This is a genomic window from Brevundimonas sp. (genome assembly GCF_024711105.1).
Taxonomy (GTDB): domain Bacteria; phylum Pseudomonadota; class Alphaproteobacteria; order Caulobacterales; family Caulobacteraceae; genus Brevundimonas.
The window spans coordinates 1-13,916 of the sequence record NZ_JANJTL010000155.1 but is presented as its reverse complement, the minus strand read 5'-3'; the positions used below and the strand labels follow the sequence as shown (position 1 = coordinate 13,916).

13 protein-coding genes and 1 pseudogene are annotated in these 13,916 nt (G+C 68.6%); 6 read left to right on the top strand and 8 right to left on the bottom strand.

The genetic code is table 11. The features are described from left to right. Positions 1 to 129: pseudogene (locus Q0M60_RS12240) on the top strand (hypothetical protein); the annotation flags it as partial. On the opposite strand, the gene Q0M60_RS12235 reads toward Q0M60_RS12240, so the two are convergent. The 4 genes from Q0M60_RS12235 to Q0M60_RS12220 form a co-directional block, all read right to left on the bottom strand. Continuing rightward, positions 126 to 1,538 carry an alpha/beta hydrolase gene (locus Q0M60_RS12235; protein WP_296819888.1) on the bottom strand — a complete coding sequence of 471 codons (1,413 nt, stop codon included), beginning with the start codon at positions 1,536 to 1,538 and terminating at the stop codon, positions 126 to 128. The pseudogene Q0M60_RS12240 and the gene Q0M60_RS12235 sit on opposite strands and share 4 nt — an antisense overlap. Before the next feature lie 109 nt (positions 1,539 to 1,647). Then, complete coding sequence (locus Q0M60_RS12230; protein WP_296819886.1) at positions 1,648 to 2,256, bottom strand: SdpI family protein; 609 nt, start codon at positions 2,254 to 2,256, stop codon at positions 1,648 to 1,650. Beyond that, entirely contained in the window at positions 2,231 to 2,551 is a 321-nt protein-coding gene (locus Q0M60_RS12225; RefSeq protein ID WP_296819884.1) for a metalloregulator ArsR/SmtB family transcription factor, read from the bottom strand. Before Q0M60_RS12225 ends, Q0M60_RS12230 begins: the two co-directional genes overlap by 26 nt. Before the next feature lie 49 nt (positions 2,552 to 2,600). Further along, on the bottom strand, positions 2,601 to 2,996 hold the full coding sequence (locus Q0M60_RS12220; RefSeq protein WP_296819882.1) for a hypothetical protein: 396 nt from the start codon (positions 2,994 to 2,996) through the stop codon (positions 2,601 to 2,603). A gap of 114 nt (positions 2,997 to 3,110) precedes the next feature. Between Q0M60_RS12220 and Q0M60_RS12215 the strand changes: the two genes are divergently transcribed. The 3 genes from Q0M60_RS12215 (at position 3,111) to Q0M60_RS12205 (ending at position 5,937) form a co-directional block, all read left to right on the top strand. Continuing rightward, the gene (locus Q0M60_RS12215) at positions 3,111 to 3,293 is read left to right on the top strand and encodes a hypothetical protein (protein ID WP_296819880.1); all 183 of its coding nucleotides are present in this window, start codon (positions 3,111 to 3,113) and stop codon (positions 3,291 to 3,293) included. Positions 3,294 to 3,364: 71 nt separating this feature from the next. Continuing rightward, on the top strand, positions 3,365 to 4,849 hold the full coding sequence (locus Q0M60_RS12210) for a hypothetical protein (RefSeq protein ID WP_296819878.1): 1,485 nt from the start codon (positions 3,365 to 3,367) through the stop codon (positions 4,847 to 4,849). Between the two features lie 35 nt (positions 4,850 to 4,884). Continuing rightward, positions 4,885 to 5,937: a mechanosensitive ion channel domain-containing protein gene (locus Q0M60_RS12205; protein ID WP_296819876.1), complete on the top strand. Its 1,053-nt coding sequence runs from the start codon at positions 4,885 to 4,887 to the stop codon at positions 5,935 to 5,937. On the opposite strand, the gene Q0M60_RS12200 is transcribed toward Q0M60_RS12205, so the two are convergent. From Q0M60_RS12200 to Q0M60_RS12185, 4 genes are all read right to left on the bottom strand, one after another. After that, positions 5,928 to 7,022, bottom strand: coding sequence for a hypothetical protein (locus Q0M60_RS12200; RefSeq protein ID WP_296819874.1), 1,095 nt, complete (start codon positions 7,020 to 7,022; stop codon positions 5,928 to 5,930). The two genes, Q0M60_RS12205 and Q0M60_RS12200, sit on opposite strands and share 10 nt — an antisense overlap. 29 nt (positions 7,023 to 7,051) lie before the next feature. Continuing rightward, entirely contained in the window at positions 7,052 to 7,378 is a 327-nt protein-coding gene (locus Q0M60_RS12195) for a helix-turn-helix transcriptional regulator (protein ID WP_296819872.1), read from the bottom strand. A gap of 77 nt (positions 7,379 to 7,455) precedes the next feature. Beyond that, entirely contained in the window at positions 7,456 to 9,231 is a 1,776-nt protein-coding gene (locus Q0M60_RS12190) for an SLC13 family permease (protein ID WP_296819870.1), read from the bottom strand. A gap of 145 nt (positions 9,232 to 9,376) precedes the next feature. After that, entirely contained in the window at positions 9,377 to 12,436 is a 3,060-nt protein-coding gene (locus tag Q0M60_RS12185; protein WP_296819867.1) for a TonB-dependent receptor, read from the bottom strand. Between the two features lie 409 nt (positions 12,437 to 12,845). Between Q0M60_RS12185 and Q0M60_RS12180 the strand changes: the two genes are divergently transcribed. Together Q0M60_RS12180 and Q0M60_RS12175 are read left to right on the top strand one after the other, a co-directional pair. Next, positions 12,846 to 13,289 (top strand): hypothetical protein, encoded by a 444-nt coding sequence (locus Q0M60_RS12180; RefSeq protein ID WP_296819865.1) that lies wholly within the window; start codon positions 12,846 to 12,848, stop codon positions 13,287 to 13,289. A gap of 11 nt (positions 13,290 to 13,300) precedes the next feature. Next, positions 13,301 to 13,744 (top strand): hypothetical protein, encoded by a 444-nt coding sequence (locus Q0M60_RS12175; protein WP_296819863.1) that lies wholly within the window; start codon positions 13,301 to 13,303, stop codon positions 13,742 to 13,744. Positions 13,745 to 13,916 lie beyond the last annotated feature (172 nt).

Genomic DNA, 13,916 nt, shown 5'->3' with positions numbered 1-13,916 from the left:
ATGGACCAGGCCAAGGCCGACTGGAAGGCCGGCCGGATGAAGCTGCCCGACGGGGACGACGAGGAGTTCATCCCCCTGCCCGACGAGCCGGCGCCCCCGAAGAAGCCGGACCCAACCGACCCGGTCTAGTCGGCCGAGCGGGCCATCACCCAGTCGACCACCATAGTCAGCGCCTCGGCGGCGATCGTCTCCTCGATCTCGCCGTACTCCTCGACCTGGCCCGTCTCGGCGGTTTGCAGCAGGTGGTTCAACTCGGGAAAGACGACGACCTGGGCCGCCGGGTTCAGTCCCTCCAGCACCGGTGCGTTCTGGTCGGCGGGCACCTGGAGGTCCTTGCCGCCGTAGACCGCCAGCAGGGGCACGTTCAGACTCTGCAGCGTCGCCGCCGGGTCATGAGCGACGAACCACCGGTACCAGGGACCGCTGACGCTCTCCGCGGATTGGCGCGACTGGCCCTCCGGCATGCCGATCGCGACCAGCAAGGCCGTCACTGCTATCGCCGCGGCCTCTCCGTCATCGGCGTTCTCCGCGACTGCCTCGAGAACAGCGCGTTGGATCCGGTTCCCGGCCGCGACTTCCTCAGGCGACATGCCGGCCGCTGCCGCCAGGCGGCGCTGCTGTTCCTGCAGGATCTCTCCGCCGGACACGGCCGGCCCCGCCAACATGACCACCCAGGCCACCTCGCCGCCTTCGACCGCCACCATAGGAGCGATCAGCCCGCCTTCGCTGTGGCCGATCAGGCCGATGCGGCCGCTGTCGATCTCGTGCCGGCTCTGGAGAAAGGCCACGGCAGCCGCCGTGTCGGTGGCGAAGTCGGCGCTGGTCGCCGCGAGAAAGTCGCCGGTCGAGTGGCCCATGCCACGGTCGTCGTAGCGCAACACCGCCACCCCCCGGCGGGTCAGGGCGTCCGCCCAGACCAGGAAGGGCTTGTGTCCCAGAATTGTTTCGTCCCGGTCCTGAGGTCCGGAGCCGCTGATAAGGACGGCGGCCGGAAACGGGCCTTCGCCCTCGGGCAGGGTCAGGGTCCCCGCCAGCCGCACGCCGAGCGCCGCGGGATTGTCGAACACGACCTCTTCCACGCGATACGGATAGGGTTCGACAGGGTGCTGCGGCCGGGCAGGAGCGGCCGCGCTCGCCGTCTCCTCGACCCGTGTCAGCGCGAGCGGCATCTGGGCCGGGCCCTGGTGCAGCGCCCCGGCTAGGGTCGAGCCGTCCGAGGCCAGGACGCCTTCGAATCGTCCCCCCACGCTGGGCACCTGGAAGCTGACCGTGTCGCCTTCGACCGAGAGATCAGAGACGGCCAGCCCCACAACGCCCTGGTCAGGGCTATCCACGGCCGCCGCGCCTGATGTGTCGACCCGCAGGACAAAGCGGATCGAGCCGCCGCCGACATTCAGGGGACCCTCCCAGCGTCCAGAGAGACGATGCGTCTCGGCCTGGGTCGCGCCCCCGACGGCGGCGAGAGCCGGCGCCGGCTGACCAAGCCCGGCAAACGCCAGGCAAAGCCCGATGGTCTGAAACATGCGGAGTATGGTCATGGTGTTTCCCCCCGGGTTCGGATTCGTGGTCAGGCGCGGTTCGGATCGAGACGCCAGACGCGCCAGCTCTCGTAGACTGAGATGACCGCCGCCAGGATCACGGCGCCCATCAGGACCGGCATGCCGAGCGCCGGCGGCGCGAAGGGCGTGCCAGAAGTCCGATCAGGCCGATCCCGAAGAAGAGTCTGCCCGCCAGACGGTTCGACTTGTCCCAGGCCAGCCGGCTTGTCAGGCTCCAGTATGTCCTCAGTCCCACGAAGGCGTTCGGCGCCGTCTTGCCGAGGAACGCCCCGATAACAAGGAACAGCAGGCTGATCCCACCCATCATCAGTCGCGACATCGGAGCTTGGCTCTCGCCGGGCTCCAGACCGCCGTAGGTCAGGGTCGCGATCAGGAGCATGGCGCAGGCCGGGGCCACGAGCGCCAGGATGCGTCCAGCCATGAAGCCTCGAGGCGAGCGGGCTGCGTGTTCGGCGGTCCGCCGGTCCCGCTTCACATGGGCGCAGTAAAAGGCGATGCCGGCGGTCAGGACAGTGACCAGGGCCATCACCCAGGCTACCTCGGCGCGTGTCCCCCAGCGGTCTATGGTTCCGCTCAGATCCATGTGGAGCGGCACCGCCCCCTCAGGACCGTATAGCGCGGTATAGGCCGTCGCCGCCGCCATTGCGGCCACGACGCCGATCGACGCGAGGTCAATTCTTTCCAGGTTCGGGCGCATTGGCGTGCCCCTCCGTGTCAGCGGCCGGCGCGGTCGCGCCGGCCTTGGTGAGATCCATGAGAAAGGCGACCGCCTCCTCGGCGGCCGAGATATTCAGCCGGTACCGGATCGAGGCGCCGTCGCGCTCCGCCTCGACGAGGCCGGCGTCCTTGAGCGCGTTCAAATGACCCGTGACTGTCGGCCAGGCCATGTCGAACTGGGCCGCGATGTCGCCGGACGGCTTGGGGCCGTCGCGCAGCATCGCGATGATGCGGCGGCGCACGGGATGCGACAGGGCCTTAAATACCTCATTCATGAGGCGAAAGGCTAATTAGGAATATTCCTAAGTCAAGTGCCCATATACGTCAGCCCTGCGGCTCGCAGTCCAGGTCGATCCTGTTGCCGCTGGGCGAAGTGATGCTGATCGCCAGCAGGGGCGTGGGCCCCGCTCGCCACTGGGAGCTCGAGACCTCGAAGCCATCCGGCATGCCGGCGAAGCCGTCGCTGAACTCCACGGCGCCGTCCGCCCCCAGCGAATAGGCTCCGCGTCGGCCGCCGGAAAAGCCGCCGTAGCGGTCGCCGGAAATCACCACCTCGCCGAGATGCATGAGCATCCCGCCGGACAGATAGATGCAGCTGTAGGTTCCGTCCGGAAGCCCGCCTGCGCCGCCGGGCCCCGCCCCGGCTTCGCCGACGTCGTCACCGCCGTTTCCGCAGGCCGTCAGCACGGCCCCTGCAAGGATCACCGCCGCCAGTCTCATGTCCGCCTCCCCAAGGCTGCTCAAGGAGCATGCGCCCGGTTCGTCCGCCGGTCCAGCGGAACACTCTGACTCCGCGCCCGTTTCCCCGAGACCTAAGCCACCAGGGAGTCTGCCATGACTGGACGACGCGAACTCATCGAGCCCAATCCGGGCGACAAGCGCTACGTGCGCCGCAACGAGGACGGAACCTTCGGCGACACTGTCGACGTGGGCCGGTCGCTCGCCCAGGACGTCCGCAAGGACGCCAGGACGGAGGCCAAGCCCGGCCAGGGCGACAGGGGCGACCGCCGCAGCTAACCCCGGTCCGCCGCATGGCGCCTTGCAAGCGCTTGTTCGGTCGACGAATGTGTCGCCGACAGGGGGGCGTCATGTTCAAGCGTATTCTGGCTCCGACCATGGTCGGATTTCTGCTGGCCGCCGGCATGACCGAGGCGACCGCGGCTCCGCAGCCGCCGACGCTGGCGTCCGGCGAGGAGTTCGAGGCTGCGATTGCGGAAGGCCGGTACGACGACGCGCTGGGCATGCTGGACGCCATCCAGGCCCATCCGAATTTCAGGTCCGCCCAGCCCCAGATGCGCGCCACGGTGCTGCTCCTGCGCGGTGGGCTGCTCGTGGAGTTGCAGCGGCGCGAAGAGGCGATCGAAGCCTTCCGCGAGGCCGCCCTCGCCAACCCCGAAGCGTCCGAGGCGTGGTTCTCCCTGCTCGAACTCGTGGGGCTTGATCTGGACCACACGGCCATGGCGCGGGTGCTCACCGAAGCCGTGCAGCGGTCGCCTCGCCTGCGTGAAGAGATCGTCGACGACTACGTCTATTTCATCGCTCAATCCGAAGAGGTGCCGGACGACGTCGCCTTCGAACTGCGTGCGGCACTGTTCGACTACGGCTGGCGGGCCCGGCACGATGACGGGATCTGGTTTCGCCATCTCAACGACCTGATGGAGCGAGACGACGATCAGCGGGCTCTGGCGGTCGTGCGCGAGATCGAAAGTCCGTCGGGCCAGGCCCGACTGCTGGCGGCCCGGCGCTACGATGGCTTGCGGGAAGCGGCCGGCCTCACCGAGCCGGACTTCACTGCCCTGACGCTTGAGGACCTCGAACGTGATCGCGCGGCGGCGGCCGAGACCGGAGCACCCCTGTCCACTAGGCTCGATCTCTCCACGACGCTCATGGACCTCGGCCACTACGAAGAGGTGCTCGCCGTCACCGAGGCGGGCCTTGCCAGCCTGGAATCCGATGACGCCTCAGAGGATTGGAGCACCCAGACCTGGCTGATGAACTACCGGTCCCGGGCCCTCATGGAGCTCGGTCGCCACGATGAGGCGTTGCTCGAGCAGCAGCGCGCCGCCGGGCGTCTGGAGAACGGCGGGCGCAACATCAGTCAGACGATCAACCTCGGCTGGACCTACCTTCGGCTGGGGCGCTCCGAAGAGGCGATGACGGCGGTGGCTGGCATGGTCGCTGGCGATGACATCAGTGCCTATGGCGTGATGCAGGCCGTTCAGGTTCGGGCCTGCGCGGCTCACGCGCTTGGCGACACGACGACGGTCGAGGCGTCGATGGCGCATCTGTCAGGGAACTGGGACGACGCGCCCGGCGCCTATCTGGAGGCCTTGGCTTGTGTCGGTGACATCGACGGCATGGCCGAGCTCACGATCCGCCGGCTGGGTGATCCGGACCACGTCGACCAGGCCCTGGCTGACCTACATGACTATCTGGAGCCCGGGGTGCAGACCGAGCACGACCGGCGGGTCCGCGCCGCGCTCATCGAGATGCGAAGCCGCGACGACGTCATCGCCGCGCGTGACGCGGTGGGCCGACAACTGACCCTGCCGACCCGCGGGAGCCAGTTCTAGGGAACCCGGCCGGGGGCTGAAGCGCTCCCTGACCTATGATCCCTGATCTGGGCGGCCTCGACGAGACGCGCCTGCTGAGCCTTGGCGGCGCCACTGTCACGGTCGGCGGCCTCGTCACCGGCGCAGTCGTCATCGCCGGCGCGTGGGTTCTGTCACGCCTGGTGACACACTTCCTGTGCCGCCTGCGAGACCGCTCCCAGCGGACGGCTGCGGCGCTGTATGTGCTCGAGAAGCTCGCCGGCTACGGCATCATCATCGCCGGCGTGTTCATCGGCCTGTCGGCGGCGGGCCTGAACCTCTCGTCGCTGGCGGTCTTCGCCGGCGCGATCGGCATCGGCGTCGGTCTCGGCCTGCAGGGTGTGGTCAAGGAATTCGTCTCGGGTCTCTTCCTGATCTTCGACCGAATGGTGTCGGTCGGCGACTATGTGGAGCTCGAGGGCGGCGCCCGCGGAGCCATCGCCGAGATCGGCCCCCGCGCCACGCGCATCCGGACCAACGACAACATCAACATCCTGGTCCCGAACTCGAAGCTGATCGAGAACCCGGTCACCAACTGGACGCTGAAGGGCGATACGCGGCGCATCCACATTCCGTTTTCGGTCGCCTACGGCGCGGACCGTGCCTGCGTGCGGGACGCCGTTCTGAAGGCCGCGCGCGAGAGCCCCTTCACCCTGCCGGAGACCGAGACGCGCAAGAGCCAGGTCTGGCTGGTCGGCTTCGGGGAGAGCGGCCTGGATTTCGAGCTGCTGGTCTGGCCCACCCAGGACGCCGTCAAGCGGCCCGCCGCCATGCACGCCGCCTATACCTGGGCCATCGCCGATGCGCTGGACGCCGCCGGCATCGAGATCCCCTTCCCGCAGACCGACCTCAGGCTGCGCAGCGTCTTCGGCCGCGAGGGCGACGACGCCCTGAAGGTGCTGGGGCTCGGCGAACACATGCACAAGGCGCCGGCGGAGCCGCCGCCCTCGGAGGGAGACCGCTCCGCCGAGCCGGAGCCGAGGGTGCCGCCGGTGAACGACGCCGCCCTCGATCTGATGTCGCCTCCGACCGATCCGACCGACGAAGCGCGCGAGGCCGATCAGAGCTGATCGAGCCGGCGGTCCCGTCCCGTGGCCAGCCGGCCCAGGCTGATGAGCACGCGCGCGGCGGCCTCCAGGATGATGAAGCCGAGGATCAGGATGACGGTCACCTCGACGTCCCAGCCGCCGTTCCGGATGACGTCGCGCACCTGCTCGAAGGCAGCGCCGGGCGTGGATGCCTCCAGCTGGACTCCCAGGGGCGAGACGAACAGGACCCAGGCGGCGCCCACGGCCCGCGCGCAGGCCAGGCCGATGTCGCCCAGCGCCGCCATTCGGACGGCCCGTGGCCGCAGCGCGCGGAACAGGTCGAAGGCGATGCGGCACACGCCATAGACCACCACCGGCCACCACAGGGCGGCGATCACGGCCTGGACCGCGGCGGTGTAGTCCACGCCCCAGACGAGCGCCTCGATGTCCTCGACGCCCGTCCCGCCGAGCCGCAGGGCGCCGACCCACCACAGCAGGAACACCGCCATGGCGGTGGCGCTGGCCAGCGCCCGCGCCACCGGCGACATGCGCGAGCCGGTCGCGTCGACATAGACCACCTTCGGCTGGCCCGACTGCATCGCCTTGCCCCAGGTGTCGGCGTTCAGCCGCCCGAGTTCGAACAGGCCGAGGTCGCGCACCCGCCAGTTGGTGATGAACCCCGGCTTGCCGCCGTACCGCTCCCAGACGAAGCCGAGGACCGTCACGAGCCCGAGCAGCGTCAGGCCGCCCTCGATGAAGCCGCCGAGCGCCTGGGCGAAGGCCTGGCCCACGTCCATGCCGCCGAGTACGCGACCGCCCAGGCCGATCACCGAGAGCAGCGCCATGGCCGCCAGCCCGACCTTCATGGCGAACAGCCACCACGGATAGAGCTCCGGCCCGATCAGGTGCTGGGGCCCTGCGCCATAGCGCGCCGCCACCGCCAGCGGATGGCCCAGCTCGCGCAGGACGGCCTCGGTCTCGTCGTCGGTGAGCGTGCGGCCGAGCTCGGCCTCACGCGCTTCGATGCGGCTCATGAGGTCGTCGCGCAGCTCGGCGATGACGTCCTCGCGCTGGTCCGGATTGAGCTGGGCCGCGACGGCGGCCAGGTAGCGTTCGATCAGGCTCATCGCCCCATTCCCCTTGTTCGATCGATTGGTCACAGCACGCGCTCCAGCGAGGCGGAGATGCGCTTCCATTCCTCGTGAAGGCGGCGAAGCACGCCCTCGCCGTCGGGCGAGAGCCGGTAGAAGCGCTTCTTGCGCTTGTCCTCCTCGCGCCACTCGCTGGTCAGCAGGCCCTGGCTCTCCAGCCGGCGCAGCAGCGGATAGAGGGTGGATTCCTCCATCTCGATGCCGTCCTCGGCCAGGGCGACGCGCAGCGAATAGCCGTACTGCTCGGTTCTCAGGCGAGCGAGCGCCGCCAGGACCAGCGATCCCCGCCTGAGCTCCAGCCTCAAAGCCTCGAACTGTTCCGTCTCGCCCATGCCAGTCACCCGCCGTCACACAGTGTGTGACACACAGTGTATGCCGCATACTGTGCGACCTCGTCAAGCGGCGTTCGTCAAAGCGGCCAGAAAGTCAGGATCAGGGGTGGCCCGGCCAGCAGCACGAGCAGACTGAGCGGCGCGCCGAGCCGGGGATAATCCCCGAACCGGTATCCCCCCGGCCCCATAACCAGGGTATTGCACTGGTGCCCGATGGGCGTGAGGAAATCACAGGCGGCGCCGACCGCCACGGCCATCAGGAAAGGGTCCGGATTGAGCCCCAGCCGCTGGGCCAGGGTCGCCCCGATGGGGGCCACGATCAGCACCGTCGCGGCATTGTTCAGGAAGGGCGTCACCGCCATGGAGGCGAACAGCACGCCACCGACCGCAAGCACGCCCGGCGCGCCCGCGAATACGCCCGACAGGGCGCCGGCGATCAGATCCGCCCCGCCCGTCTGCTGGATGGCGTCGGACACGGGGATCAGCGCCGCCACCAGCACCAGCAACGGACCGTCAAGCGCCGCATAGGCCTCGCGCATGCGCAGCCCGCCGAGCGCCACGATCGCCACCGCCGCGCCAAAGAAGGCTACGGCCACCGGGATCATTTGAAGCCCCACCAGGATCATGGCCGCCGCCAGGACGATGGCGGGCAGGAAGCGCTTTCGTGCATCGCCCAAACGCACCTCGCGTTCGACGAGCGGCAACAGGTCCAGCCCCTGGAGCGTCGCCGGCAGGCTGTTCTCGGCGCCCTGGAGCAGGAGTATGTCGCCGGCCTGGAGCTTGGCGGTCCGCAGGTGTTGGGTGAGTTCGTATCCCGAACGCGACACGCCGAGCAGGTTGACGCCGTACTGGCCGTACAGGTCCGACTGGCGCACGGACAGGCCCTTGAGCGGGGAGTTGCGGCCGATGACGGCCTCCACGATCGCCGCCTCCTCGGTCGGCGCATTCAGCGCGACGGGCCGGTCGTCGCGGACCAGACGCATGCGGCTGCGCGCCAGGAAGGTCTCAAGCGCCGCCTGCTCGCCCTCGACCAGAACGATGTCACCCTCGCGGACCATGGTGTTGCCACGCGGCCGGGCGCGGCGCTTGCCCTCGCGGATCAGGGCCAGCACCCTCACCTCGCCCGCGCCGAGATCAGCCAGGCGCGCGACGCTGATGGGGCCCACGCTCCAGCCCTCTGGCGCGGCGACCTCGGTGGCGTAGGCTGCGGCGGCCAAGGCGGACTTCATGCTCGTCGCGCCCTGCCGGTTCCGGGGCAGCAGGCGATAGCCGACGGCGAGGAAGACCAGCGCCATGGCCGTGATCGCCAGACCGACCGGCGCATAGTCGTACATCCGGAACGGCTCACCGAGGATGTCGGCGCGCACCTCCGCCACGATGATGTTCGGCGAGGTCCCCACCAGGGTGACCATCCCGCCGGCCATGGCCCCGAAGGCCATCGGCATCAGTAGCCGCGAGGGCGAGGTCCCTGTCCTCCGGCAAACCTGCATCGCCACCGGCGTCATGATCGCCAGCGCCCCGACATTCTTGGTGGCCATGGACAGCGCCGTGACGACGGCGGTCAGCACAGGCACCTGGGACTGCTCGCTCTTCAGCAACGGCAGCACGCGACGGAGCGCCAGCTCGACGATCCCGGACCGCGCAAACGCGGCGGACACGATGAGCGCGCAGGCGATGATGACAGTCACGTCGTTGCGGAAACCGTCGAAGGCGGCTTCGGCAGGGATCACACCGATCGCCAGCCCGACCACCAGCGCGGCGACCGCCACGAGGTCGTAGCGAAACCGCCCCCAGATGAAGGCGGCGATGGTCAGTCCGACCAGTCCGAAGGCCAGCGCCTGATCAAACGTCACGTGGTCTCAGCCCCGCCCTGTCCGGGCCCTCAACGCCCGAGGCCCCGAGCCGGATGCACCATCCCGGGCGCACGAGGCAAAAGAAAAGGCGGCGGCCGTTTCCGACCGCCGCCCGGCTGAGCCGCCTTTCCGGCGGGGGGAGGGCTTAGAAAGTCCGGCTCAGATTGATGAAGGCCGTGCGGCCCAGGTAGTCGTAGCCGCTGTACAGCGGGGCGTTGCCGACCCGGTTGTAGGCGCCCGAGGAGATCGACGGCGGGGTCGCGTCGAACAGGTTCCGCAGGCCGGCCGTGATGGTCCAGTCATTGGCCTGGTACTGAACCGAGGCGTTGTGGATGAAGTAGTCGTCGACGTCGAAGACGTAGTCCAGGTCCGGGTCGGCCGGATCCAGGCCCAGGTATTCGGTCGAATCCTGCTCGCCAACCCACTCCACGCCATAGCGCACGCGCCAGGTGTCCCAGGCGAAGGATGCGTCGGCCGTGCCGGTGAACTCCGGATAGGTCAGGGTGCCTGTCAGGTTCTCTTCCGGATCGTCGGCGAACAGCTGGGTGGTCTGCTCCAGGTACTGGGTCACCGAGCCGTTCAGCGTCAGCAGGCCCGGCCCGACGTCACGCGTGAAGCGCACGTTGTAGTCGATGCCGTTGACCCGATCGGTGGCGACGTTGGTGTAGCTGTCGCGGACCGTCAGCGAGCCGTCGGCCGGGTTACGCTCGTCGACCAGCCGGCAGAAGCCACCGCCGGCCCGGAATTCCGGATCGTCGTAGCAGCGCTGCAGAATGGCCGAACCGCCGACCCGGGTGACGCCGTTGTTCACCTCGATGTCGTAGTAGTCGACCGCGATGGCCAGCTGGCCGATCGACTCCGGCAGGGTCGGCTGGAAGATCACTCCGGCAGAGAAGTTGGTCGAGGTCTCGGCCTCCAGGCCCGCGTCGGCGCCGCCGGCGGTGATGACCTCCACGCCGCTCGTCTGGCGGAAGCGCGGATCGCCGATCTCGGCCTGGCAGTTGGCGTAGCGGATCGTGGTCGGATCGCCCTGACCGTACTCGTCGCACGGGTCGACGGTCGAGGACAGGAAGCCGGTCGTGCCGCCCTGGAACTGCTCGAACAGAGCCGGGGCCCGGAACGAGGTGCCATAGCTGGTGCGGAACGACAGCCAGTCGGTCGGGGTGTAGACGAGGCCGACCTTGTAGGTGATGTCCGCGCCGTAGGACTCATAGTCCGTGTACCGGGCCGACAGGTTGGCCGTCAGCTCGCGGGCGAACGGGGCGTCGACCAGGATCGGCAGCTCGACCTCGCCATAGGCTTCCCACACCGAGTCCGAGCCGACGGTCGGAGCCGCCGAGGTCAGGTTGTAGAGGTTGCCCGAGACGCTGTCGGCCGGCGGCTGATCATCGATCGACGCCGTCCGGTACTCGACACCGAACACGCCCATCACCTCGCCGGCGGGCAGATCGAACAGGGGCCCGTCGATGAAGGCCGAAGCCACCGTCTCCTCGTACTGCGTCGTGCCCGTCACGGGGACGAAGACGTAGTTCCGCCAGTCGGCCGGAAGATCGCCGCCGATGGTCGCCGCGTTCAGGAACGGCGCGGGAATGCAGTTCGCCGTCGCCCCCGAGACGTTGCTCGCGCAGGTGAAGCCGCCGCGAACCAGGGCCGGATCGGTCCCGGCCGGAGCCGACACCACGTCCAGGCTGTTGATCAGTCGGTCGGTCAGGAAGGACTGGAAGGTGTAGTCCGAGTTCGACCGGCTGTGGGACAGGGTTGCCTCATACCGCCAGGCAGGGATGAAGAAGTCGCCGCGCAGGCCGGTCGTGCCCTTCCAGAAGGTGACCTCCTGCTCGCTGACATCGTTGCCGTAGCCGATGAAGGCGCGCACGCCGACGTCTTGTCCCTGGTTCAGGCCTTGGTCGGGCGCGAACCGGCTCCACGCGAGCTCCGAGGGGATCAGCGGGCTGCCGACCGCATAGTCGAGCGCCAGCTGGCGGTAGCCGGTCTGCTGCGAGCGGCGGTTGTTGCCGAGCACCTCGAAGAAGGCTTCGGCGTTGCCCAGCGCCTGCACGTCATAAGAGCCCTGCAGATAGCCGGTGGTGATCTGGGCAGGCGAGATCAGCGACTCGTTGAGCATTCGCTCCTCGAAGGTGTCGCGGACGTTCAGGCTGATCCCCGAGAAGTCGTCGTTGTAACCCCCGACGCCCTCGAAGCCGACGAGGCCGGTCGTGACGTTCGGGTTCGGCCGGTAGCGGTTGAAGTAGGCGCCCCGCTCCGCGCCCGGCGCGCCAACGACGCCCGGGCGATAGGTGGTGCCCGGCTCGCCCGGGACCGAGGTCAGGTAGCCCGTGCCGATGGTGTTGATGGTGACGCCGTTCGAACCCGTCGACGTGATCGGGTAGCAGACCGGAAGCCCGGTGACCGGATCGACGTCGTCGTTGCGCACGCCGCGGGCGCGGTTGATGCGGTAGTCGGTGTTGCAGCGCGTCCAGTCGCGGTCGCCGAGCGTCAGCTCGTTGCGCTCGTAGTACTCGGCCGAGCCCGACAGGCTCCAGCGGTCACCGCTGACGCCGCCGACGGCCGAGACGCGATAGGTGTCACCGGCGCCGCCCGCGTAGTTGTACTGGGCCGACAGGGTGACGTCGTCGACATTGCGCCGCGTGATGATGTTGACCACCCCGGCGATGGCGTCGGAGCCGTAGACCGACGAGGCGCCGTCGCGCAGCACCTCGATGCGCTCGATCATGGCGGTCGGCAGCACGTTCAGGTCGGCCGAGCCCACCGACCCGCGCGAGCCCGCCGGCGCAACGCGGCGGCCGTTCAGCAGGACCAGCGTCCGCGACGGGCCGAGGCCCCGCAGACCGATGGTGTTCGCGCCCGGTCCGCCTTCGGTGACGTAGCCGCCGAACGCGTTGTTGATCTGGGACGACCCGCCCGTGACGGCCGTTCCCTGCAGCGCCTCGGTGGTCGAGGCGTAGCCGGCCTGCAGCGTTTCCTCGGCGGTGATCACCTGGACCGGAGACGGCGAGTTGTAGGTGTCGCGGCGGATGCGCGAGCCGACGATGACGATCTCGTCGACGGCGGTGGTGTCCGGCTCGGCGGTTTCAGACGCCGTGGGATCGGTTTCCGCCGTCTGCGCGAGCGCCGAGGCCGGAGCGATGGTCAGGGTCAGGCCGGCAAGGGCCGTGGCGCCCAGAAGGGCGCGCTTGCGAATACTCATGGTCACTCTCTCTCAGGACGGAAAGCTGAGCCGCGAAATTGGGGAGCGCGGTGCAGAACTGCCCCGTGGCTAGGTGACAATGAGGTGAAAAGGCAACCATGATTTAGGCGTGACTATTTCATGACTTACCAATGTATCAGCGTAATCTGGTCTTTATTGAAAGACTGTCGTTTTCCGGCAGCGACTCAATCTCCTTTCCTGCTTCGGGAACCGGAACTGTTGCAATGTTCCCGGAACAGCGGCCGCTCAGCCTCCCTGCGACAGCCTGCCGCACGCCTAAGACCGGGCGGCCAGGAGAGTCGACCCGCGCCCTTGCTGCGGCTCTCGGCAAGTGAGCCCGAGCACCAATCGTCGCGCCAACTGATCGAACGTGGTAATCTGGGTTTGCAGGGCTGAAGGGGAGGCCTTTATGCGCACGGCAATCCTCATCCTCGGATGCTGCATGGTCGTCGCGGCGTGCGGCGGGGGTGACGGGAGCGGCACGGACCAACAAGCGCCGGCCACGCGCGCGTCGGGCGACGGCTGCCGCATCGAGGGCCGGTGGATCATCAGCGGACCGTCTGGCGAATTCGCCTACGTTGCTGACGCTCAAGGGAACATCAGTCGCCCAGAATATATCGGGACGACAGGCACGGCCTCGCTCGACGAACAGTCGCTTCTCATCCAGGCCGATGATCATCCGTTGAATGTCACCATCCGCGCCGAACTGGCCCCGGATTGCCTGACGGGCGAAGGCGTCGGCACGGCCGTCACGACTGACCCCAGCCTCGCCGAAGGCGGGGAATGGCGACTGACTGTCCGACACGAATGCACTGAGATGATCGACGGCCGCGAGGTCTTGGCCGCCTGTTGACGGAGGTGATCATGCGTCTACGACCGGCTTTGGCGGCTGCCCTGATCTTGGCCGCCTGCGATCCGCAGTCCGGCGGCGAGGCGTCCTCTGGGCCTTCGGCCAGGTCCAGCGAACCCTGCCCGCTGGCCATGGAATGGCAGGCGGGCGGCCCCGGTGGCGGTCTCGGAGCTTTCGTGATCAATCCGCAGGGCCGCATGGCCTGGTCTGTCCACGGCGGCGGCGAGGGCATGGCCAGCCTGGACGGCCGGAACCTCCACATTCGCTTCGATGCGCTGGAGCACGAGTTCCAGGTGGACGCGACGCTGAGCGAAGACTGCGCCTCGGGAGAGGGCACGATCGACGTCCGCCGATACCCCGGTGAAGGCAACACCGGGACCTTCCCGATCACCCTCCAGGCGGGGCGCGCCGACGCCTGGAGAGATCACCCCGGCCTGCGCGAGGGTGCCGCGGGCTAGCGCGCGGCCGCCGCGCCCAGGCACTCAAGCCTCGCAGTCCGGAGCCGAAGGCCTAGGGGCCGAGCGAAGGGAGAACCAGATGCGCATGCTGCAGATCATCACGGCCTCGGCCGTCCTCGCCGGCTGCGGCCCGGGCGAGGGCGGCTCCGGCCAGTCGGCCAGCGGTCCGGCT